This window comes from Kitasatospora sp. NPDC058190, from assembly GCF_042883685.1.
Lineage (GTDB): Bacteria > Actinomycetota > Actinomycetes > Streptomycetales > Streptomycetaceae > Kitasatospora.
Map to the genome: position 1 here is coordinate 94834 of NZ_JBHVVI010000018.1, position 18910 is coordinate 113743.

Below are 18910 nucleotides of genomic sequence, written 5' to 3' on the forward strand. Positions count from 1 at the left end.
GGGGGCGGCGGATGGGTGAGTCCACGGCGGCGAAGGCCGTCCAGAAGCTCACCGGCATGTGGTGGCCCGACGCCGACCCGGACAAGCTGCGCAATGTCGCGGACGCCTGGGAGGCGATGGCCACCGCCATCGACAACGTCACCGTCCCCACCAACCAGGCCGCCACGGCCATCGTCGCCAACAACCACGGCCCGGCCATCGACGCCTTCGGCAAGTTCTGGGGCCAGTACTACGGCGGCAAGGACAGCGCCGGCAAAGGCAAGGGCTGGCTCCCCGAAACCGCCGACGCCTGCCGCGCCCTCGCCAAGGCCCTGCGCGACTTCGCCACCGAGGTCGACAAGGCGATCAAGAAACTCGAAGAGGAAGCCGCGATCGTCGGCGCCACCCTGGTGGCCGGCACCGCCCTCGCCTTCTTCACCGCCGGGCTCTCCGAGGCCGCCGCCGGGGGCGCCGCCGCCGCCATCGTCGCCACCGCCGCCGGCCTCGGCGTCACCGTCTCCGAGACCATCGCCACCATCGCCGCCACCGTGCTGGTCGGCGCCGCGTTCGGTGCCGTCGAGGCCATCACCGTCGACCTCGCCGTCGCCCAGCCCATCCGCGTCGAACTCTTCGACGACGGCGGCTACAGCTTCAACGAGGCCGTCGACTCCGCCGAGACCGGCGGCATCATGGGCGGCGCCGGCGGCGGCCTCGGCGCCGGCGCCCGCGTCGTCTCCACCGCCGCCGAGAGCACCGAGAACGCCTCCGTCGCCCTGGCCGGCCTCGCCAAGGTCGCGGGCGCCGCCGACTCCATGCCCGGCCGGATGATCACCGGCGCCGGCCTCAGCTACGGCTACGACAGCGCGTTCGGGACCGGCCCGGTCATGCCGCTGGACCTCATCGTCGGCGCTGTCGGTGGCGCCGCTGCGCCCGGGAGCAAGGCGCCGAAGCGCCGCCCCGGCTTCACCGGCGCCGACGCGAACGGCTGGGAGGGCGGCAGTGGCGGCCGCCCGGAACCCTGGCTCTCGGACTCCGGGACGCCGTACGCCATCGACCCGAGCGGCACGCCGAACAAGAGGGCCGTGAAGGTCTACGAGGACTACAAGACCAGGACGGACGACGTGATCGAGGTCGCCAAGGAGACCAAAATCGATCCCCGGATCGTCGAGGTCGCCAAGGACAACCTCATGGTCAAGCGGCACGACGTCCCGGTGGGGCCGGGCGAGGAGAACATCCTGAAGGACGTCCATTTCGAACCGGACCCGGCGATCTCCACTCCGTGGAATGCCGCCGTGGGCGGATTCATCAAGGACACGAGCATTCCGCCACTACGCGGAACCATCGCCCACGAATATGTCGAGGCCAAGCTTCTCGAACTCGGCCTCCCGTATCTCAGCAGCCACCCGGACGCCTGGGACGGGAACGCACCGATCACTCACCCCGAGCATTTCGGCGCGCACAATCTGGCGCCGAGGAGCTACCACCCGGGGGAGGTGTCGGCGGACGGATCACTCGACCATTGGAAGCTCTTCGGGCTCACTCCGCCCACGGAGCCCGTTGCCGCAGACCTCTCCAATCTTGATATCGTGGTTGATGCCCTGATCCCCCAACTCCGCGCGAGAGGAATTATCCAGTGAGCGCGAATTCCGTTCAGTTGATGGTCGACCGCCTCAAGGCCATCGAGTGGATGGCCTACCAGGAGGGGCAGGAGAAGGCCTTTTCCCGCGCGGCGCTCATGAAGGAGTACCTCCGCCGGGCCGCACTCTGGCTCGACTCCTACGGGGACACCGACGAATGGCCTTTCTTCGACCTCGCGGCCATTGTGGCTCCGGCCGTCCGGGCCGACCCGGCGATGGTCTCCGATGTCGAGGATTTCGTCGAGGACGCCTCCGCCGGTTCCTGGCACGCCATCGAGTGCTCAGCGGCCGCCGTCCAGTGGGCCGCCCTGCGCGACGCCTCCGGGCCGGTGCTGCCCCCGCTGCCTGACCCCTTCGAGCCCCTGCTCCGCCTCTACGAACGCGGCGGCGCCGGCTTCTCCTACGCCAACGGCTTCCTCGACTTCGGCATGCTGATGGTCAAGCGCGGCAACTGGCGCAGCCATCTCTCCCCGGACCCCGTCGTCGACCTCGACGACAAGGCCCTCGACGCCCTCGACGAGAGGAGCTGGGCCGAATTCCACGCGCTGGCGGCCCGCACCAACCCCTCGACCGACAACGGCTGACCAACGCACGCACGAACACGCCCGCGCCGGACCGCCTGACAGCCTTCATGGGCGGCTCCGGCCGGGCCGGAGCCACCCACTGCGAACGAACACCGCGAGGCCTGTGAACAGTACGCACGCCCTCGCCGACCGACTGGCGAACGTCGACTGGGACCCTGCGGAGACGGACCCCCGGCTACGCGTCTCACTCATGAAGGAGTTCCTCCGACGCTCGGCGCTGTGGGCCCACCAGCTGGGTTCGGACACGTGGCCCTTTTTCGACCTGGCAGCGCTGATCGACCCGTCCGTTCGCGCCGACCCCGAGCTGGTCGAACAGGTCTCGAAGAGCTGCGAACTGCAGAGCACGGCCGTCCAGCAGAGCTGCGTGGGGGCATTGCACTTCGCCGCCCTCCAGGAATCCGGCCGGATCACGATCCAGTTGCCGAACCCCTATGAACCCATCGTCTCCCTCTTCGAGAATGGCGGTGGGTTCACCCTCGACGGAACCGGAATGATCGACATCGATGTCGCCGCGAGTATGAGCCGAGGCAGCCTGGCGGACTGGCTGGGGCGCGACACCGACCTCGTGACGCGCACGCATGAACGCCACTTCACCGATGCGCTCTTGGAGCGCCTGACCGCCATCAAGTGGACCAACCAGCAAGGCCGCAATGCGCATGTGGCCTCCCGGTCCCGGCTGATGGTCGAGTACCTGCGCCGGGCCTCGCTCTGGGCCGAGGTGCTGGGCGGTCCGCCGAAGTGGCCCATCTTCGACATCGCCGGGGCCCTCGCCCCAGAGGTCCGGGTGGACCCCGCTGTGGCCGAGCGGGTTGAGGAGTTCCTTATGGCGCACGTCGGCGGGATCGAGACCGAGAACGCGTGCCGCGCGGCCGTACGGTGGGCAACCCTGCGGGACACGCCCGACGTGCAACTCCCGGACCTACCCGACCCGTTCGAGCCTCTCATCCTCCTGTACGAGCGAGGCGGAGAAGTCATCGCCGACGAAAGCCGGGCCTTCAACTTCGGCGGCCGACGCGTCCAGATCAGGCCCTGGCGTGAGCACCACTCCCCGCAGCCCGCGACCACCCTCGACCCGACCACCCTGGACGCCCTGGACAACGAGGAAGCGCGTTGAGACCGCGGGCGGCTCCGGCCGAGCCGGAGCCGCCCACCGTCACGCCACCTCATACGGAACCCGTCAGGACCCCGTACGGGTCCCGTCAAGGCCGAACAGCCGCACACGGACCCCCCGTTACCGTCTCCCCGATACAGCGATCAGCGACACGGGGGTGTTCGATGGCCGACTTCACGGTCAGCCCGGAGTTCCTCGCCAAGCTCTGTCAGGACCTCAAGGGCTGCGGCGACGAACTCGACCAGGGATTGCAGGCGTTGAAGGGGGCGAGCCGCGACGGGCTCGGGTACGACTTCCTGGAGGACGCCGGCAAGCACTTCCAGGAGAAGTGGGAGTTCGGTCTCGGCAAGGTCCGCGAGTCCGTCAAGGTGCTGGTCGAGGGCCTGGAGAAGGTGCAGCGGGAGTACGACGGCACCGAGCAGAGCATCGTCAAGGCCCTGACCCCGCAGAGCGCCTGATGGCCGACCGGAAACCGACCTGGGACGGCCTCGGCTTCAACCCGGCACCGGGTGACCAGACCGCCGTGACCAATCTGAGCGCCACCCTGCGCCGGGTCGCCGGGCACCTGGGGAGCATCCACACCACCCTGTCGCAGATCTCCGACCACCAGGGCCAGTGGACCGGCAACGCAGCCGACAAGTTCGCCGAGAACTTCGGCAAGCTCCCCGACTACCTGCGGGACGCCTCCGACTCCATCACCACCGCCTACGGCGCGCTCGACACCTGGTACAAGGCGCTCACCGAACACCAGCCCAAGGCCGCCGAGTTGGAGCGCCAGGCGGTCGCCGCCCGGCAGCACGAGACCGAGGCCGACCAGGCGCACACGGCCGCCGCCGCCGATCCCGACCTCAAGCTGGCCGGTCAGAGCTTCCCCGACGACGCCTCCCTCGCCGCCGCCACGACCCGCTACAACGCGGCGAAGAAGCACCTCGACGAAGCGGCCGCCACCGTGCGCAGCGCCACGGAGGACCTGCAGCACCTCCAGAGCCAGGGCGCCACCCTGCAGACCACCCACAGCGGCGACGCCCACAAGGCGGCGGACGCCATCCGTAAGGCCGCCGACAGCAAGGCACCGCCGGAGCCCGGCTGGCTGGACAAGGTCGGCGACTGGTTCAAGAACCACGGCGCCGACCTGCTGACGGTCGCGGCGAGCATCGCCGGCGTCGCGGCGATCTTCTTCCCGCCCCTCGCCCTGGCCGCCGTCGCCCTGAGCCTCGCCGCGGCGGGCGCGCACGCGGCGCAGTACGGGGCGAAAGGGCTTTGGCCGCCGTCCTGGGACAAGGTCGGCAACTACCTGACCCTGTCCGGGGACATCCTCGGCGCCGTCCCGCTGCTGGGAGCAGCGGGCAAGGGCGGGCTCACCGCCATGAAGGTGGGCTTCAAGACGGGTGCCTCCGCGGGCGCCGAGGCAGGGGCCCGCGAAGTGGCCGGCGGGGTCGGCAAGGTCAAGTACCTCGACCCGCAGAACCCGCTCTTCCGGGTCACGGTCGAGAAGCCGGCCCTCAAGTTCGGGGTTCCCCTGGAGAAGGCCCAGAACCTCTCCGACGGGGTCCAGGCCGTCACCTCGCTCGCCCTGACCACACCGACCGCCATCGCCCTGGCGCACGACAACCCGAGCGACGACCTCAACAGCGCGGTGAACAACACCACCGGCGCCGCCAACGTCATGGGCGGCGCCGGCATGGCCTGGGGCGGCAGTACGCCGGCCAAGGTCGTCGGCGGCGTCCTCGCGGTGGGCAACGCCTTCGGGCTGTACGGATGGGCAACGGGCAATGGCCACTGACACCCCCTCGCTCTGGCTCTCCCTTCCGGACGGTTTCACCTCCGTCGACCTGACCGAGGACCTCGGCGATCGGATGGAGCGGATGGCCGACGGCCTGGACGCTGTCTTCGTCGACGCCACTCCCGAGCAGAAGCTCAGCCTCGTCGTCGCCGCCGAGGCCGCGCTCCAGGCCCAGTTGCGCGAGGGTGCCGTCCACCTCTCCGCCTGCGTGGCGCGAGCGTCGGACGGCGAACCGGTCCTCGGCATGTTCACCCTCTTCGTCCGGCCTGAGGAACTCGGTCCCCCGGGCAGCTACCCCCAGCGGGTCGCCGAACAACTCGCCGCCGCCTGGCCGGAGGCCGATGTCGGCGTGCTCGAACTGCCGCTCGGGCGCACGGCGGTGGCCGTCCGCGACGTACCGGTACCGGTACCCGGGGCGATCTACGGGGTGCCGGAGTCGACCGCCACCACCGTGCGCCAAACGGAGTTCCTGATCGCGCACCCGTGGAGCCCCCACGTGGTCGCGGCCGTCTTCACCACCGAGCAGGTCGAGTACTGGGAAGAATGGCTGTCGGCGGTCGCCGCCGCCGTCGACGGGATCTCCTTCCACCCGCCCCGCGACGAGGCACGGGACGACCTGCCGCCCGAGCAGTGGGACAAGATCCGGAAGGCCTTCGGTTGACGATCACCCAGTCCGACGAGGGCACGCGCGACGAGACCCGCCGCCTCCGTCGCGCGCTCATCCTCATCGCCGTTCTGACCTGCCTGTTCGTCGGCGTCGTCCTCGCCGACGTGTACGTGGGCGGCCTCCTCGCCTTCGGCGTGGGAATCGTGTACCTCGCGGTGATCGGCGTGGGTATCGCGAGCTTGCGCGAGCTCTCGTCCAAGGATCTGGGCGCCGTGGTGGGCATGGTGATCCTGATCCTTCTCATGGCCGGCGGGACGGGCGTCATCGCCGCCCACAACCTGATCCTGGGCTCGGGCAGGAACGTGGCCACCTCCGTCATGTTCGAGCACGTCGAGAAGTCGCTCAGGGGCGGGGAGAAGTGGACGTACACCCTCTTCCCGAAGCACCCGGACGAAGCTGTTCCCGGCGGGAATCTCCAGCTGGACTCCCATCGGTTCAAGCCCGGCGACACCGTCGTCGTCCGAGTGGACCCGGCCGGCCGGGTCGCGCCCAAGCTCCCCGGTGAGGCCGACTCCCCGGCAGCGCTGTGGGGGACCATCGGCCTCAACGCGGTGCTCGATGGCATCGTGCTCTGGGCGGCTCGCGAGCCCCGGCCGCCCCGCCCGCCCGGGCCGACCCGCCGGCGGCTCACCGAGCGCCGCAAGCGCGCCTGGGAGCGGTTCAGGCGTCTCACCGGGTGGCCGTTCGCCTTGGCCGCGTGCGTGCTCTCGGCGGCGTGGCTGGGCCTGTTCCAGCTCGCCCGGTTCGACCCCACCCTGACGATCATGACCGGGGTCGCCTACTTCTTCGTGATGTCGGGGTTCTTCGGCATGTTCGACGACGACAAGGCGCGGGTCGCGTTCCGCGGCCGGGTCGTCCTCTGGACCGTCCTCGCCACCGTCGCCGTCGGCGGCTACCTCTGCGCAACCACCTGACACCCGCCCCGAAGGCCGTCGCGATCCCGGCGTCGTCGATCGGCCCAGCGAACCTACCCCCGCGCCACCCGCGCCCGCAGGTAGTTGCGCCGCCCGAAGTTCGGCTCGTCCACCGCCGTCAGCTCCTCCACCTGGAACCGGTACAGCGCCGCCGCCCCGCCCCCGGTGAGGAACTGCCGCCGGACCTCCTCGTCCTGCGCGAAGGACGGGTAGCGCCCCTGGTACGCCGCCAGCGCGGCCTCCGCCTGCCGCCCCCAGGCCTCGCCGGCGCTCCCGGTCAGCTGCAGCCCGCGCAGCTGCTCGCCGAAGACCGGCGGCGGCAGGAAGACGGTGGCGGCGGCCCGGGCCTCCTCGGCGAGGTGGTGGCTGTGCCGGGTGGAGCGCTCGCTGACGAAGTACAGGACGAGGTCGTCGTCGTACGCGAAGAAGGCCAGGTTGGCGTGCGGCCCGTGCTCGTGGCCCGCGGTGGCCAGGGTGAGCACCATGGCCTCGGCGAGCAGCCCCTCGACGCCCTTGTGCAGCAGGTCGCCCGGCCAGTCCCCTTGCGTGATGTCGAGTCGGTACGGCATTCGGCACTCCCTCCGCTGGCACGCCCGGTGCCTTCGCGCCCCGGGCACGACTGAGCCGGGCGGGCGCCCCTTGGAAGGGGCCCCACGCCCGGCTCACATGCTCCACCCGCCGTCCGAAACCGGACAAGAGGCACAGCGGATGACGGACTCGGTACTGCCGCGCGCCGTCTCGGTGCTACCGCGTACTACCGCGCCCGGTGCGACGCGTACCCGCGGGCCACCACCGGCATCGCACCGGGGCCCAGCAGCGGACGCAGCGCGCCCGAGCGCATCCTGTCCACCAGCGGCCCGCAGCGCCCGGCCAGCGGCGCCAGCACCAGCGCGACCACGATGCCGACCAGCGCGCCGACCGCCACGTCGTGCGGGTAGTGCACGCCGACCCAGACCCGCGAGACGGCCATCAGCTCCGCGAAGACCGTGGCGACGACGCCGAGCCGCCAGCTGACGAACCAGAGCGAGATCGCGGCGGCGAAGGCGATCACCGAGTGGTTGCTCGGGAAGGACCAGTCAGCGCTGGTCGCGCTCGGGCAGGTCTCCAGCGAGATGCTGCCGCGGATCTGGTCGCAGGGCCTGAGCTCCTCGACCTGGCCCTTGAGGACGGAGTTGACGCCGTACGCGATGACCACGATCACCGGCGAGGCCAGCACCCTGGCCATCACCACGGAGTCGGCGCCGCGCGCCCGCCACCAGGCGTGGAGCATGAAGAGCGCGAACAGTCCGAGGCCGATCGCCGACCAGACCTTGATCACGTCGTTCAGCCAGTGCGGCGCCGACTGCACCCACCCGTTGACCCGGGTGTACAGGCTGCCGTCGATGCCACTGCCGTCGTAGACGGCCAGAGCCCGAGAGGACATCACACGTCACCTCCGTGACGGCGCGCCTTACGGGCGCGGAACAGTTCAAGAACAATGGGGAGCACGGAGACAACTACTACCAGACCGATGATCGGCAGCAGATATCGGTCGATGCTGGGAATCGAGGATCCGAGCCCGTACCCGGCCAGCACCACGCCGACCGTCCAGAGCGCACCGCCGGCCACCTGCCAGACGGTGAACGAGCGGACCGGCACCTCCAGCACGCCGCAGAGCGGGTTCAGCACCGTTCGGACCACCGGGATGAACCGGGCCAGCACGATCGCCTTGCCGTGCCCGTACTTACCCAGCAGCTCCTCGGCCCGCTCGACGCCCTCCAGCAGGCTCTTGCGCCTGGTGCGGCGCAGCAGCGCCCGGCCGCCGCGCCGACCGATCACGTAGCCGACCTGGGCCCCGAGCAGCGCCCCGACCAGGGCGGCGGGCAGCACCTGCCACAGGTGCAGCTGCGGGCCCTTGGTGGCGCCGGGCACGCAGAGCAGGCCCGCGGTGAACAGCAGCGAGTCGCCGGGCAGGAAGAAGCCGACCAGCAGGCCGGTCTCGGCGAACAGCACGACGGCGATGCCGAGCGCGCCGAAGGCGGCGAGCAGCGAGGACGCGTCCAACGGGTTCACCGCGAGGTGAACGGCCGCATCCGCGGGGAACTGAAGCAAGGCTGGCGGACCTCCCGTACGTTGGAGGGCGGTTCCCAGCGGAACCCGCCCCGACCGTCTACAGTGACGTAGACGGTCTACACGACTGTAGACGAATCCTGGAGGAAGCGCCGCCATGTCCGACGTACCGTCCGCCCGCCGGCCCGCCGGGGAGCTGGAGGCCGAGGTGCTGGCCGCCCTCTGGTCGGCCCGGCAGCCGATGACGCCGCAGGACGTCCAGACGGCGCTCGGCGGGGACCTCGCCCGCACCACCATCGCGACGATCCTGGCCCGGCTGCACGACAAGGGGACGGTCGAGCGCACCCGGGCCGGCCGCGCCTACGCCTACACCCCGACCGTCCAGGACACCGCGGGCCTGGCCGCCCGCCGGATGCACACCGAGCTGGGCCGCGAGGCCGACCGCTCCACCGTGCTCGCCCGCTTCGTCTCCGACCTCTCCGCCGAGGACGAGCAGCTGCTGCGCGAACTGCTCGGCGACGGCGCGCCCGGACCGTCGGGCGGACCGGGGGCCGGCACCCCGTGATGCTCGCCGTCTGGGCCCCGCTGCTGCTGCCCTTCCTCGCCGCCCCGCTGGCCCGCCGCCTCGCCGAGTCGCTGGCGCCCCGGGCCGCCGCCTGGCTGCTGGCCGGCACCGCCGTCGTCCTGGCCGGGGGCACCCTGTGCTCGCTCGGCCTGCTCGCCACCGCCGGGCTGCTCCAGCTGCCCCCGGTCGCCGCCCTCGGCCACCTCTCGCTGCCCTGGCTCACCACCGCCGCCCCGGACGCCCCGCTCGCGGCCGCCGCGGCCGCTCCCGTGCTCGCCGCGCTCACCGCGCTGGCGGTGCGCACCGCCCGCCGCCGCCGGCTGGACCTGCGGACCGCCCGGGCCGCCCTGCCCGCGCTCACCCCGCTCACCGCGTCGCCCGTCGACGCCGCCGACGCCGCCGCCGACGCCGACGCTGACCAGCATCCGGACATGCGCCCCCGGAGCGCCTCCATGCGCCGGGCGCGCGCCGCGCGATGGCTTCGGCCCGGCGAGAACCCGCTCACCGCCGTGCTGTCGCGGCCCGAGGACCACCCGCTCACCGTGCTGGACGACGACCGCGCCGACGCCTTTGCCCTGCCCGGCCGCCTGCACCGCCCCGGCCGGCCGGGCGAGCCCGGCCGGATCGTGGTCACCTCCGGCATGCTGCGCGCCCTCAGCGGGCCCGAGCGCTCCGCCCTGCTCGCCCACGAGCGCGCCCACCTGACCGCCCGCCACCACGTCTTCCTCGCCGTCGCCGAGCACGCCGCCGCCCTCCACCCGGCGCTCCGCCCGCTGCGCGAGCCCCTCGGGTACCACCTGGAGCGCTGGGCCGACGAAGTGGCAGCGGCCCGGGTCGGCGACCGCGCCGTGACCGCTCGCGCGGTCGGCCGGGCCGCCCTCGCCGCGAACCGTTCGCCCTGGCCGGCCCGGCCCCGGCTGGTCGCCGCCGCCCACTCCGGCCCGGTCCCCCGCCGGGTCGCGGCGCTGCTCCAGCCCCGCCCCGCCGCCACCCCCGGCACCCTGCTGCGGGCCGTCGCCCTGGCCCTGGCCGCCTGCCTGGCGCTGACCACCGGCGCCAGCCTGGAGGCCACCGCGGACCTGCACCACACCGTCGAGGCCGCCCAGCACGAACCCGGCGCGGAACGCTGAGGCGCCTCAGGACGGTCTCCGTACCGACCGGTCCGGCGACTTGGCGGACCCCATGCCCACAGGCCCACCGCACCCGTACGCTTTCGTCAGCGCGTCGACCCCGGCGCGCCCTCGAACGGCGGCGAGGAGCAACGCGAGTGCGGCAGACCGGACGGCAGTCCCGACGACCAGAGCGCCGCACCCCGCCGACCACGGCGGAGCTGGCCAAGGTCCACGACCGCACCCTCGCCGACGCCGCCGCCCGCGAACTCACCCTCCCCGAAAGCGGCGGGAGCGGCGGGACCGGTCTGCTCGAACCCCGCCCCGAGATCGGCGACTCCTGGGCCCGGCTGCGGCGCCTCGGCCTCGACCCCGACACCGGCGCCGCCACCGTCCTGCTCGGCCCCGCCGAACTGGAGCGGCGCCGCCGGGCCAGCGGGCTGGACACCGTCCTGCCGGTACTGCGCGAGACCCTGCTGGGACCGTCCGACCCGGCCCCGCTGATCCTCGCCGTCGCCGACGCCGAGGGCCACGTGCTCTGGCAGGACGGCGAACGCGGGCTGCGCCGCAGCGCCGACCGGATCGGCTTCGTCACCGGCGCCCGCTGGATCGAGGAGAGCGTCGGCACCAACGGCATCGCCGTCGCGCTGCGCGCCCAGCGCCCGATGCACGTCCACTCCGGCGAGCACTACCTGCGCAGCCACCACGCCTGGACCTGCGTGGCCGCGCCCGTGCACGACCCGGCCACCGGACGGCTGGTCGGCGCGATCAACCTCAGCGGCCCGGCGCACAACGTCCGCCCGTTCCTGCTCCAGCTCACCGCCACCGCCGCCCGGCTCGCCGAGACCGAACTGCGCGCCCACCGGCTGGAGGCGCTGAACCAGCTGCGCACCCTGGCCGCCCCGCTGCTCGCCCGGGTCGGCGGCCCGGCCCTGGTGGTGGACGCGGCCGGCTGGACCGCCGCCGCGGCCGGACTGCCACCACCCAGCCGGCTGCGCGTACCCAGCGAGGGCTGGGCCCCGGCGGCCGTGCACTGGGTGCCCGGCCTGGGCGAGTGCGTACTGGAACCGCTCGCGGACGGCTGGCTGGTGCGCCCGGTCCGCCCGCCCGAGGCGGACGGGTCCGGCACGGTGAGCGCCGAACAGGCCGCGGGCGCCCGGCTCCGGCTCGACCTGCGGCGCCCGGACCGCGCCGAACTGTTCGTCCGGGGCGCGGCCGACAGCTGGTCGCACCCGGTCAGCCCGCGCCACGCCGAACTGCTGCTCCTGCTGGCCACCTCGTGCGAGGGCAGCACCGCGGCCCAGCTCGCCGAGGCGCTGTTCGGCGACGCGGGGCGGACGGTGACGGTCCGGGCCGAGCTGTCCCGGCTGCGCCGCTACCTGGGCGGGTTGCTGGCCCACCGGCCGTACCGTTTCGCCGACTCGGTGCTGGTCACCGTCGAGGGGCCGGAGGACCCGTACGACCTGCTGCCCGCCTCCACCGCCCCGGCGGTCCGGCGGCTGCGGGCCGGGCTCGCGGCGGGCACGGTACGGCTGCCGGGCGCCGCGGCCCCCGTCCCGCCACAGCGCTCCACAGGATCCGCGGCAGGCGGTCCGGCCGGTACGGGCATCACCGGCGGTACGGGCGGTCCGGGCAGTACCGCCGGTGCTCAGCCGCCGCCCGCGAGCAGCGCGGCCAGCTGGTCGTCGGTCGGCCCGCAGTCGCGCTCCTCCTCGGCGGAGACCAGCGCGTAGGTGCGGTCCAGCCAGGCCTGCACCCGGGGCTTGGAGGCCTCCAACAGGGCGCTGCCGTGCGGGGATTCGAGCGCCAGGTGCAACGTCGAGCCGTGGCAGGGGCAGTAGGCCGGCCACAGCTTGACGTCGCCCTGGCCGCTCAGCGAGCGCAGGCCGTCACGCAGCAGGTCGCGCGAGAACACCCAGTCCGCCTCGTCCGGCCGCCCCAGATGGAAGGTCAGCAGCACCTCGTACGGATGCGAAGCTTCGAAGCGGAACCTGGTGCGCACCTCGCCGACCACCTCCTCGCCCAGCGAGATCCGCAGCATCAGCACCTCCTCCACCGCCGCCGGAGCGGCGGTGGAGCCGCCCCCATCGCCGCCCGTGGGGGTGGCGGCGAGGGGGGCACTGGAGGCTGCGGACAGCGGGTCGGGCGACATGACGGTCTCTCCGGGAACGGCGCGGGATACCACCAGCCTGCGCCACCGGCGACCGGACGGGCAAGGGTTGCAAGGGGGTTGCAATAACCCCCGTCCAGGCCGGACGCCCCTTACCGAACCGGCCGGACCGAACAGTCGGACGGACCGTCAACTTCCGCTCATCGAACGGACGTCCGGAAAATGGAGGGATATTGTCCGCGGTCCGGCCGCCCGCTGGTACACTCTCCCCCTCCCGGCGCGGGCCCGCGGCGGAACCGGTGCGAGCCGGCCGGATCCGGGCCGTGCGGCAGCGCGTGGGAGAATACGGCCGACGCGACGGCGACTTCGGGGAGGGAGGGGTCCGGTGGCTGCGCGCGAGGACACCGCGCGGGACGTGCGGCACGAGCCCGAGCGGCACGGTCGACACGGTCGGCCGCGCCCCTTCGGCGGCCGGTTCCGGCTGCCCACCCTGCGCTTCTCCGGCGCCGCCATGGCGATGTCCACCGTCGTCGGCATCAGCATCGCCACCACCCTCCTCCTCAACGAGCAGCAGGGCATCGGCCGGCGGGCCGGCGTGGCCCGGGTCGGCAGCACCCCGCCGCCCACCCCGAGCGCCACCGACCAGGCCGAGGCCGCCGCCGAGCGGACCCCGGCCACTCCCGCGCCGTCCGGCCACCCGCACGACTCCCGGCCCACCGGACACCCCTCGGCGCACCCGTCCGCCCCGGCGAACGCCGCCGCCACCGCGCCCCCGGCCAGGCTCCCGGCGGGCACGCCGATCCCGGTCACCCCCTCGACCGGTGGGCAGGCCTCGGCCGGACACGAGCCCCGGCCCTCGGCGGACACCCCCGGCACCGGCACCGCCGCCGGCCCCCCGCCCTCGGCGCAGCCGCCCACCCCCTCCGACGGACCGGCGGGCGGGCAGCCGCAGGCCGACCCGTCCGGCACCGGGCAGCCGGGCGGCGCGCCGTCGCCACAGCCGAGCGGCCCGCGGCCGGTCGCCCCGGCCCACCCCGCATCGGAGCAGCCGGTCCCGCCCGCACCGGCCCGCCCGGTGCCACCGCCCGCCGCCGCGGCCCCGGGCGACAACGGCGCCGCCCCCGGTGCCGTCGACTCCGCAAACTCGGCCAACTCGGCCAACCCGGCTGCCTCCACCGACTCCGCCGACGCGGAGGCCGACCGGGCCCTGACCGGCACCGGCCGGATCACCCCGCTCGGGCGCGACGGCCTCCGGCACGCACTGAACCTCGCCGTGGCCGAGCCGGTCACCGCACTGCAGGCCGAATTCCGGCTCGCCCCGGGCGAGTTGGCCCCCGGCAACAGTGCCGCCTGGACCGATCTTCCGGGCGCCGTGGTGACCGTCCAACAGGAGCGCGGCAGCCTGGTCTACCGCTTCACCACCCCGCCCGGGACGGACGTCGAGCCCGGCCACTACAGCTTCGCCGTACGCGGCACCCGGCCGACCGAACCGCTCGGCCCGGTGCGCAAGTCGGCTCCTGCGGAGAGCTGGAACGCCGCCGCCTTCGGCATCGACCACCCCCGGGCGGTCGCCGCGCTCGGCGGCTTCGGCCGGCTACTGCCGCTGCCCACCCAGCCGTTGGCACCCGCGCCCCACTGACCCACGACGCCGACCCACGACGCTGACCCGCCATCGGCCACCCCTCCCGTCGACTGATCCGATGTTCCGACGATCAGGCAGCTCAGCGCCGCAGCCGGGCTCATCCCCGCACCCCCGTTCGTTACTGTGGGCAGCACCCGGCCCGGCGGCCCCACCGGCCCCGGCCCGGGCCGTTCCGCACCCGAGGAGGAGTCCTTGTCCACCGTCCTGACCCAAGGCGGCAACGCACCGCTGACCGCCGCGCGGGTGACCGTCGAGGTCACCGCGCCCAAGGCGCTGGACGTCTCCGGCCTGCTGCTGACCGACACCGGCAAGGTCCGCTCGGACGCCGACTTCGTCTTCTTCAACGCCCCGCACGGGCCCGGCGTCAGCCTCCGCCCGGCCGCCGCCGGCGCGCCGGACGCGATCACCGTGGACACCCCGGCCGTCCCCGCCGACATCAGCAAGATCGTGATCACCGCCAGCCCGGCCGACCAGTCCTCCACCTTCGCCGGGATCGAGCCCACCGCCACCGTCCGGGACACCGACACCGGGGCCGTCCTGGTCACCTTCACCCCGCCCCGGCTGGGCCTGGAGACCGCGCTCATCGTGGTCGAGGTCTACCGGCGCAACGGGTCCTGGAAGGTGCGCGCGGTCGGTCAGGGCTACGCCGACGGCCTGGCGGGCATCGCCACCGACTTCGGCGTCAGCGTGGACGACTCCCCCGCCCCGACCGCCGCCCAGACCCCCGCCCCGGCCGCCGCCCACACCCAGGCCCCGATCTCACCGAGCGCGCCGACCGTCCAGATCACCTCCCCGGCCGCCCCGCCGCTGCCGCCCGTCCCCCCTGCACCACCGGCTCCGCCGGCGAGCCCCGCCTCGCCGGTCGACCCGCGGATCGCCCTCGCCACCGCCCCGCCGTTCCCCCCGGCCCCGCCCGCGCCGCCCGCCGCGCCCCCGACCCCGGCCGACCGCCCCAAGGTCACCCTGGACAAGGGCCGGGTCAACCTGGTCAAGGGCAGCTCCGTCTCCCTGGTGAAGAACGGCCGCCCCTTCCTCTCCTCGGTCCGGATGGCGCTCGGCTGGGAGTCCGCCGCCCGCGGCCGCGACATCGACCTGGACGCCTCCTGCCTGGCCTTCGACGCCCAGCACAAGCGGTTGGAGACGGCCTGGTTCATGAAGCTGAACATCTTCAACGGCGCGGTCGCCCACTCCGGCGACAACCTGGTCGGCGGTGACGGCGGCGACGACGAGGCGATCACCGTCCACCTGGAGGGCCTCCCGGCCGAGGTCCACGCGCTGGTCTTTGTGGTCAACTCCTTCTCCGGCCAGAAGTTCACCGAGGTGCGGAACGCCTACTGCCGCCTGGTGGACGTCCGGACCGAGGAGGAGCTGGTCCGCTTCGACCTCACCCACTCCGAGGCACACACCGGCGTGGTGATGTGCAAGCTGGTCCGCCGCCCCTCCGGCGAGTGGGAGATGACCGCGCTCGGCGAGTACGTCGACGGCAAGACCGCCCGGGCGATGATCGAGCCCTCCGCCGCCCTGCTCTAGGCGACAACGTCACGGGCACGCCCCCGATTTCACCCCTCTGAGGCATCAAGTCGTCCACGGATCGACTCGATTGACTCTCAGGGGGGTGAATCGCACTCTCCCCTGCACCCGTTGAGGAGAGACCGTGCCACGCTTCCCGTCCCGCCTCGCCGTTGCCGGCACCACCGTCGCGCTCGCCGCCGGTCTGATCACCCCCACCACCGCCCAGGCCGCCGCCAAGCCCGCCACCCGCGCCGGCGTGCTGCGGTGGGCCGCCCTCGGCGACAGCTACACCGCGGGCGTGATCGAGGCCACCGGCGACCTGACCGAGCCCAACGACGGCTGCGCCCGCACCACCGGCTCCTACCCCGAGCTCATCCGCCGCGACCTCGGCTCCCTGGTCGGCCTGCGCAACGTCAGCTGCAGCGGCGCCACCAGCCTCGACGTGTACGCGAACAAGCAGAACCCGCTCGGCCGCCCGCTCCCGCCGCTCGGCACCGACCCCAACGCGCCCTACCCGCCCGTCCCACCGCAGGTGGACGCCGTCGAGCGGGACACCGACGTGATCACCGTCGGGGTCGGCGGCAACGACCTCGGCTTCGGCGGGATCCTCAAGGACTGCATCGAGCTGGGCGCCGCCGCCCTCGGCCGGGGCACGCCCTGCAAGGACAAGTACGACGCCCAGCTGCCCGGCCGGCTCGCCGAACTGCGCACCGACTACTCCACCATGCTCGGCGCGCTGCGGATGAAGGCCCCGTCCGCCAGGATCCTCGCCGTCGGCTACCCGCACCTCTTCCCCGAGAACGCCAACCACTGCAGGTACGGCGACCTGCTGCAGTTCGCCACCTTCACCACCGGCGACCTCGCCTGGGCCCGTACCGCCATCCTGGAACCGCTCAACGCGGTCATCGCCCAGGACACCGCTGCCCGGGGCGACACCTTCGTGGACCTCTACCCCGCCACCACCGGGCACAGCGTCTGCGACGCCGACCACTGGCTGGACGGCGCACTGACCAGCATCCTCCCCCTCAAGTACGCCGTGGTGCACCCCAACGCCAAGGGCCAGGCCTTCGCCGCCACCCAGGTCGAGGCCGCCGTCCTCGGCGGCTGACCTTCGCACCGCGCGGGCCGGGCGCACCGTGCGGCCCGGGCGCCGAAATCCCGTTGCCCCGCCCGCCCGTCGGCGATCACCCTGGTCGGATGATCATTCGCGAAGCCACCCCCGAGGACTGGTCGGCCATCTGGCCCTTCTTCCGTACCATCGTCGCCGCCGGCGAGACCTTCCCCTACCCCCTGGACATGCCCTCGGAGTTGGGCCGGGAGTGGTGGATGCACTCCGCCCCCGACCACACCGTGGTCGCGGTGGACGAGGACGGACGCGTCCTCGGCACCGCCACCATGAACCGCAACCGCCCCGGCAACGGCTCGCACGTGGCCAGCGCCAGCTACATGGTCGACCCGGCCCACCACGGCCGCGGCATCGGGCGGGCCCTGGTCGAGTACTCCCTCGACTGGGCCCGCCGAGCCGGCTACCGCGCCATGCAGTTCAACGCCGTGGTCGCCAACAACCACCACGCCGTGAAGCTCTACCAGTCCCTCGGCTTCGAGATCGTCGGCACCGTCCCCGAGGCCTTCCACCACCCGGTCGACGGCTACGTCGGCCTGCACGTCATGTACCGCCCGCTGTAAGGGACTTACCCGCTGACCTACCCCCCGACCTACTCCTCGACCGCCCCGCCGACCCGTCGCAGGTGCTGCCGGAAGCTGTACGACGGGTCGGCGACGCGCCGCTCCAGGTACTCGCCGAAGGCGGTCTGCTCGCGCAGCGTGTCCCCGGCGGCGATCCGCTCGGCCTGCGCCCGCTCGGTCCGGGCGATCCCGGCGGCCGTCTCCAGCACCTCCCCGACCCGGTCGGCCGGCACGAACACCACCCCGTCCGCGTCCGCGAACACCACGTCCTCGGCGCCCACCAGGTGCGGCCCGACCCGCGCCGAGACCAGCGCCTCCGGCTCCCGCTCGTCCAGCCGCACCGGCCCCAGCGGCAGCGCCCCGTAACTGAACACCGGCAGCCCGATCCCCACCAGCTCGGCCGTGTCCCGGTGCAGCCCCCACACCACGATCCCGGCCACCCCGGCGGCCCGCGCCTCCAGCACCGCGAGGTCCCCGATGCAGGCCTCGTCCGTGCGCCCGCCGTTGTCGATCACCAGCACGTCCCCGTCCCGCGCCGCCCCGAACGCCTCCAGGAACACGTCCACGCTCCCGTAGTGCCGCACCGGCAGCACCCGCCCCGCCACCCGGGCCCCCGGCACCACCCCGCCCACCCCCACCGGCGCCGCCCGCAACCCCACCCCGACCCGCACACACGCATCCGCCACCAACGGCGTGGACAGCCCCTCGAACGCCTTCAGCATCCCCAACTCCTCGCGCTAAAAGCCCAGTTGGCCAGCACCGGAATCCTACGCCGAGCCCCAAACTCACACCATCGAGTGAAGGTCCGCCGTACACCGCATAACCCGGCCTGGCGACGAATAGCGTGACGCCCATCTGAAGGAGGGGCATCATAAGTGCTGTGGCGCATGAGCAACCGATCACGGGCTCCCCATCGCAGGCCGACATCCTGCTGGAGAGCTTCCTGAGCCTGCACTCCCCCGAAGGCTTCCGAGCTGAGCTGATCGAGGGAGAGATCATCGTGGCACCACCGCCGGACGGCAGGCACGAGTACTACTTCGACCTGCTGATCGACGAGGTGAAAGCGAAGTCAGCGGTCCGCATGCAAGGTTCCGGCAACAAAGGGCTTCGATTGGCCAGGGGCGGTCTCTGCCCCAAGAACTACGTCATCCCGGACCTGACTTTTGCTCCGAGGGAACTCGACATCCTCTGGGACGCCCCTCCCTGGATGGACCCGGACGGGGTCGCGATGGTCGCCGAAATCACCTCCAGCAAGCCCGACCAGGACCGGATCACCAAGCGGCACTGCTACGCCCGGGCCGGCATCCCCCTCTACCTCCTCATCGACCGGGAGAAGTCGCAGGTCAGCCTCTTCAGCAAGCCACATCGCGAGGAGTACACCGAGGTCCATCTGGCGGCCTTCGGCGAACCACTCGCCCTCCCCGCCCCGTTCGACTTCGACCTGGACACCAAGTACTTCCTCCGGCGCTAGTGCTGCTCCGCGGAAGTTCGTGGAGGGGTGATCACAGCCGCGGGTGCATGGCAGGCTGCTTGGCATGGTGATCAGTGATTCGTCGCAGGCC

At 73.0% G+C, this 18910-nt stretch carries 20 protein-coding genes; 15 read left to right on the forward strand and 5 right to left on the reverse strand.

The window, feature by feature from the left end; genetic code table 11:
* The first annotated feature begins 11 nt into the window (after nucleotides 1–11).
* The 7 genes from ACFVWU_RS11640 (at nucleotide 12) to ACFVWU_RS11670 (ending at nucleotide 6675) form a co-directional block, all read left to right on the forward strand.
* Nucleotides 12–1616 (forward strand): hypothetical protein, encoded by a 1605-nt coding sequence (locus tag ACFVWU_RS11640; protein ID WP_387618329.1) that lies wholly within the window; start codon nucleotides 12–14, stop codon nucleotides 1614–1616.
* Nucleotides 1613–2200, forward strand: coding sequence for a hypothetical protein (locus ACFVWU_RS11645; RefSeq protein WP_387618331.1), 588 nt, complete (start codon nucleotides 1613–1615; stop codon nucleotides 2198–2200). The genes ACFVWU_RS11640 and ACFVWU_RS11645 overlap by 4 nt, the downstream gene beginning before the upstream one ends.
* 190 nt (nucleotides 2201–2390) lie before the next feature.
* Nucleotides 2391–3314 (forward strand): hypothetical protein, encoded by a 924-nt coding sequence (locus tag ACFVWU_RS11650; RefSeq protein ID WP_387618334.1) that lies wholly within the window; start codon nucleotides 2391–2393, stop codon nucleotides 3312–3314.
* 161 nt (nucleotides 3315–3475) lie between these two features.
* Nucleotides 3476–3769, forward strand: a complete 294-nt coding sequence (locus ACFVWU_RS11655) for a hypothetical protein (RefSeq protein WP_387618336.1) — start codon at nucleotides 3476–3478, stop codon at nucleotides 3767–3769.
* A complete protein-coding gene (locus tag ACFVWU_RS11660) occupies nucleotides 3769–5094 on the forward strand; it encodes a WXG100 family type VII secretion target (RefSeq protein ID WP_387618339.1) in 1326 nt (441 codons plus the stop codon). The genes ACFVWU_RS11655 and ACFVWU_RS11660 overlap by 1 nt, the downstream gene beginning before the upstream one ends.
* Entirely contained in the window at nucleotides 5084–5755 is a 672-nt protein-coding gene (locus tag ACFVWU_RS11665; protein ID WP_387618342.1) for a hypothetical protein, read from the forward strand. Before ACFVWU_RS11660 ends, ACFVWU_RS11665 begins: the two co-directional genes overlap by 11 nt.
* Nucleotides 5752–6675, forward strand: coding sequence for a hypothetical protein (locus ACFVWU_RS11670; protein ID WP_387618345.1), 924 nt, complete (start codon nucleotides 5752–5754; stop codon nucleotides 6673–6675). Before ACFVWU_RS11665 ends, ACFVWU_RS11670 begins: the two co-directional genes overlap by 4 nt.
* 53 nt (nucleotides 6676–6728) lie before the next feature.
* Here the strand turns inward: ACFVWU_RS11670 and ACFVWU_RS11675 are convergent, their stop codons facing one another.
* The 3 genes from ACFVWU_RS11675 to ACFVWU_RS11685 all read right to left on the reverse strand — a co-directional run bounded on the left by ACFVWU_RS11675 (nucleotide 6729) and on the right by ACFVWU_RS11685 (nucleotide 8766).
* On the reverse strand, nucleotides 6729–7244 hold the full coding sequence (locus ACFVWU_RS11675; protein WP_387618348.1) for a pyridoxamine 5'-phosphate oxidase family protein: 516 nt from the start codon (nucleotides 7242–7244) through the stop codon (nucleotides 6729–6731).
* A gap of 185 nt (nucleotides 7245–7429) precedes the next feature.
* On the reverse strand, nucleotides 7430–8098 hold the full coding sequence (locus ACFVWU_RS11680) for a phosphatase PAP2 family protein (protein WP_387618350.1): 669 nt from the start codon (nucleotides 8096–8098) through the stop codon (nucleotides 7430–7432).
* Nucleotides 8098–8766, reverse strand: coding sequence for a DedA family protein (locus tag ACFVWU_RS11685; RefSeq protein WP_387618353.1), 669 nt, complete (start codon nucleotides 8764–8766; stop codon nucleotides 8098–8100). The genes ACFVWU_RS11680 and ACFVWU_RS11685 overlap by 1 nt, the downstream gene beginning before the upstream one ends.
* Nucleotides 8767–8881: 115 nt before the next feature.
* Between ACFVWU_RS11685 and ACFVWU_RS11690 the strand changes: the two genes are divergently transcribed.
* The 3 genes from ACFVWU_RS11690 (at nucleotide 8882) to ACFVWU_RS11700 (ending at nucleotide 12131) form a co-directional block, all read left to right on the forward strand.
* Nucleotides 8882–9289, forward strand: coding sequence for a BlaI/MecI/CopY family transcriptional regulator (locus ACFVWU_RS11690; protein ID WP_380611122.1), 408 nt, complete (start codon nucleotides 8882–8884; stop codon nucleotides 9287–9289).
* Complete coding sequence (locus tag ACFVWU_RS11695; RefSeq protein WP_387618356.1) at nucleotides 9289–10419, forward strand: M56 family metallopeptidase; 1131 nt, start codon at nucleotides 9289–9291, stop codon at nucleotides 10417–10419. The genes ACFVWU_RS11690 and ACFVWU_RS11695 overlap by 1 nt, the downstream gene beginning before the upstream one ends.
* A 137-nt stretch (nucleotides 10420–10556) precedes the next feature.
* Nucleotides 10557–12131 (forward strand): GAF domain-containing protein, encoded by a 1575-nt coding sequence (locus tag ACFVWU_RS11700; RefSeq protein WP_387618359.1) that lies wholly within the window; start codon nucleotides 10557–10559, stop codon nucleotides 12129–12131.
* Here the strand turns inward: ACFVWU_RS11700 and ACFVWU_RS11705 are convergent.
* Nucleotides 12047–12550, reverse strand: a complete 504-nt coding sequence (locus ACFVWU_RS11705; protein ID WP_387618362.1) for an SsgA family sporulation/cell division regulator — start codon at nucleotides 12548–12550, stop codon at nucleotides 12047–12049. The two genes, ACFVWU_RS11700 and ACFVWU_RS11705, sit on opposite strands and share 85 nt — an antisense overlap.
* 343 nt (nucleotides 12551–12893) lie before the next feature.
* Here ACFVWU_RS11705 and ACFVWU_RS11710 point away from each other — a divergent pair, with 343 nt between their 5' ends.
* From ACFVWU_RS11710 to ACFVWU_RS11725, 4 genes are all read left to right on the forward strand, one after another.
* A complete protein-coding gene (locus tag ACFVWU_RS11710; protein ID WP_387618364.1) occupies nucleotides 12894–14147 on the forward strand; it encodes a hypothetical protein in 1254 nt (417 codons plus the stop codon).
* Nucleotides 14148–14342: 195 nt separating this feature from the next.
* Nucleotides 14343–15680 (forward strand): TerD family protein, encoded by a 1338-nt coding sequence (locus tag ACFVWU_RS11715; RefSeq protein WP_387618367.1) that lies wholly within the window; start codon nucleotides 14343–14345, stop codon nucleotides 15678–15680.
* Between the two features lie 124 nt (nucleotides 15681–15804).
* Nucleotides 15805–16770, forward strand: a complete 966-nt coding sequence (locus ACFVWU_RS11720; RefSeq protein WP_387618370.1) for an SGNH/GDSL hydrolase family protein — start codon at nucleotides 15805–15807, stop codon at nucleotides 16768–16770.
* An 89-nt stretch (nucleotides 16771–16859) separates the two neighbouring features.
* Nucleotides 16860–17348 (forward strand): GNAT family N-acetyltransferase, encoded by a 489-nt coding sequence (locus tag ACFVWU_RS11725; RefSeq protein WP_387618373.1) that lies wholly within the window; start codon nucleotides 16860–16862, stop codon nucleotides 17346–17348.
* 29 nt (nucleotides 17349–17377) lie between these two features.
* Here ACFVWU_RS11725 and ACFVWU_RS11730 read toward each other — a convergent pair whose 3' ends face one another.
* Nucleotides 17378–18070: an RraA family protein gene (locus ACFVWU_RS11730; RefSeq protein WP_387618376.1), complete on the reverse strand. Its 693-nt coding sequence runs from the start codon at nucleotides 18068–18070 to the stop codon at nucleotides 17378–17380.
* Between the two features lie 149 nt (nucleotides 18071–18219).
* Between ACFVWU_RS11730 and ACFVWU_RS11735 the strand changes: the two genes are divergently transcribed.
* The gene (locus tag ACFVWU_RS11735) at nucleotides 18220–18819 is read left to right on the forward strand and encodes a Uma2 family endonuclease (RefSeq protein ID WP_387618384.1); all 600 of its coding nucleotides are present in this window, start codon (nucleotides 18220–18222) and stop codon (nucleotides 18817–18819) included.
* The last annotated feature ends 91 nt before the right edge of the window (nucleotides 18820–18910 follow it).

Bases quoted from the DNA above. Each gene is read 5' to 3' on its own strand.
- ACFVWU_RS11640 (WP_387618329.1), top strand. From the start codon at position 12: ATGGGTGAGTCCACGGCGGCGAAGGCCGTCCAGAAGCTCACCGGCATG.
- ACFVWU_RS11650 (WP_387618334.1), top strand. From the start codon at position 2,391: ATGAAGGAGTTCCTCCGACGCTCGGCGCTGTGGGCCCACCAGCTGGGT.
- ACFVWU_RS11655 (WP_387618336.1), top strand. From the start codon at position 3,476: ATGGCCGACTTCACGGTCAGCCCGGAGTTCCTCGCCAAGCTCTGTCAG.
- ACFVWU_RS11660 (WP_387618339.1), top strand. From the start codon at position 3,769: ATGGCCGACCGGAAACCGACCTGGGACGGCCTCGGCTTCAACCCGGCA.
- ACFVWU_RS11665 (WP_387618342.1), top strand. From the start codon at position 5,084: ATGGCCACTGACACCCCCTCGCTCTGGCTCTCCCTTCCGGACGGTTTC.
- ACFVWU_RS11675 (WP_387618348.1), bottom strand. From the start codon at position 7,244: ATGCCGTACCGACTCGACATCACGCAAGGGGACTGGCCGGGCGACCTG.
- ACFVWU_RS11680 (WP_387618350.1), bottom strand. From the start codon at position 8,098: ATGTCCTCTCGGGCTCTGGCCGTCTACGACGGCAGTGGCATCGACGGC.
- ACFVWU_RS11690 (WP_380611122.1), top strand. From the start codon at position 8,882: ATGTCCGACGTACCGTCCGCCCGCCGGCCCGCCGGGGAGCTGGAGGCC.
- ACFVWU_RS11695 (WP_387618356.1), top strand. From the start codon at position 9,289: ATGCTCGCCGTCTGGGCCCCGCTGCTGCTGCCCTTCCTCGCCGCCCCG.
- ACFVWU_RS11705 (WP_387618362.1), bottom strand. From the start codon at position 12,550: ATGTCGCCCGACCCGCTGTCCGCAGCCTCCAGTGCCCCCCTCGCCGCC.
- ACFVWU_RS11725 (WP_387618373.1), top strand. From the start codon at position 16,860: ATGATCATTCGCGAAGCCACCCCCGAGGACTGGTCGGCCATCTGGCCC.
- ACFVWU_RS11730 (WP_387618376.1), bottom strand. From the start codon at position 18,070: ATGCTGAAGGCGTTCGAGGGGCTGTCCACGCCGTTGGTGGCGGATGCG.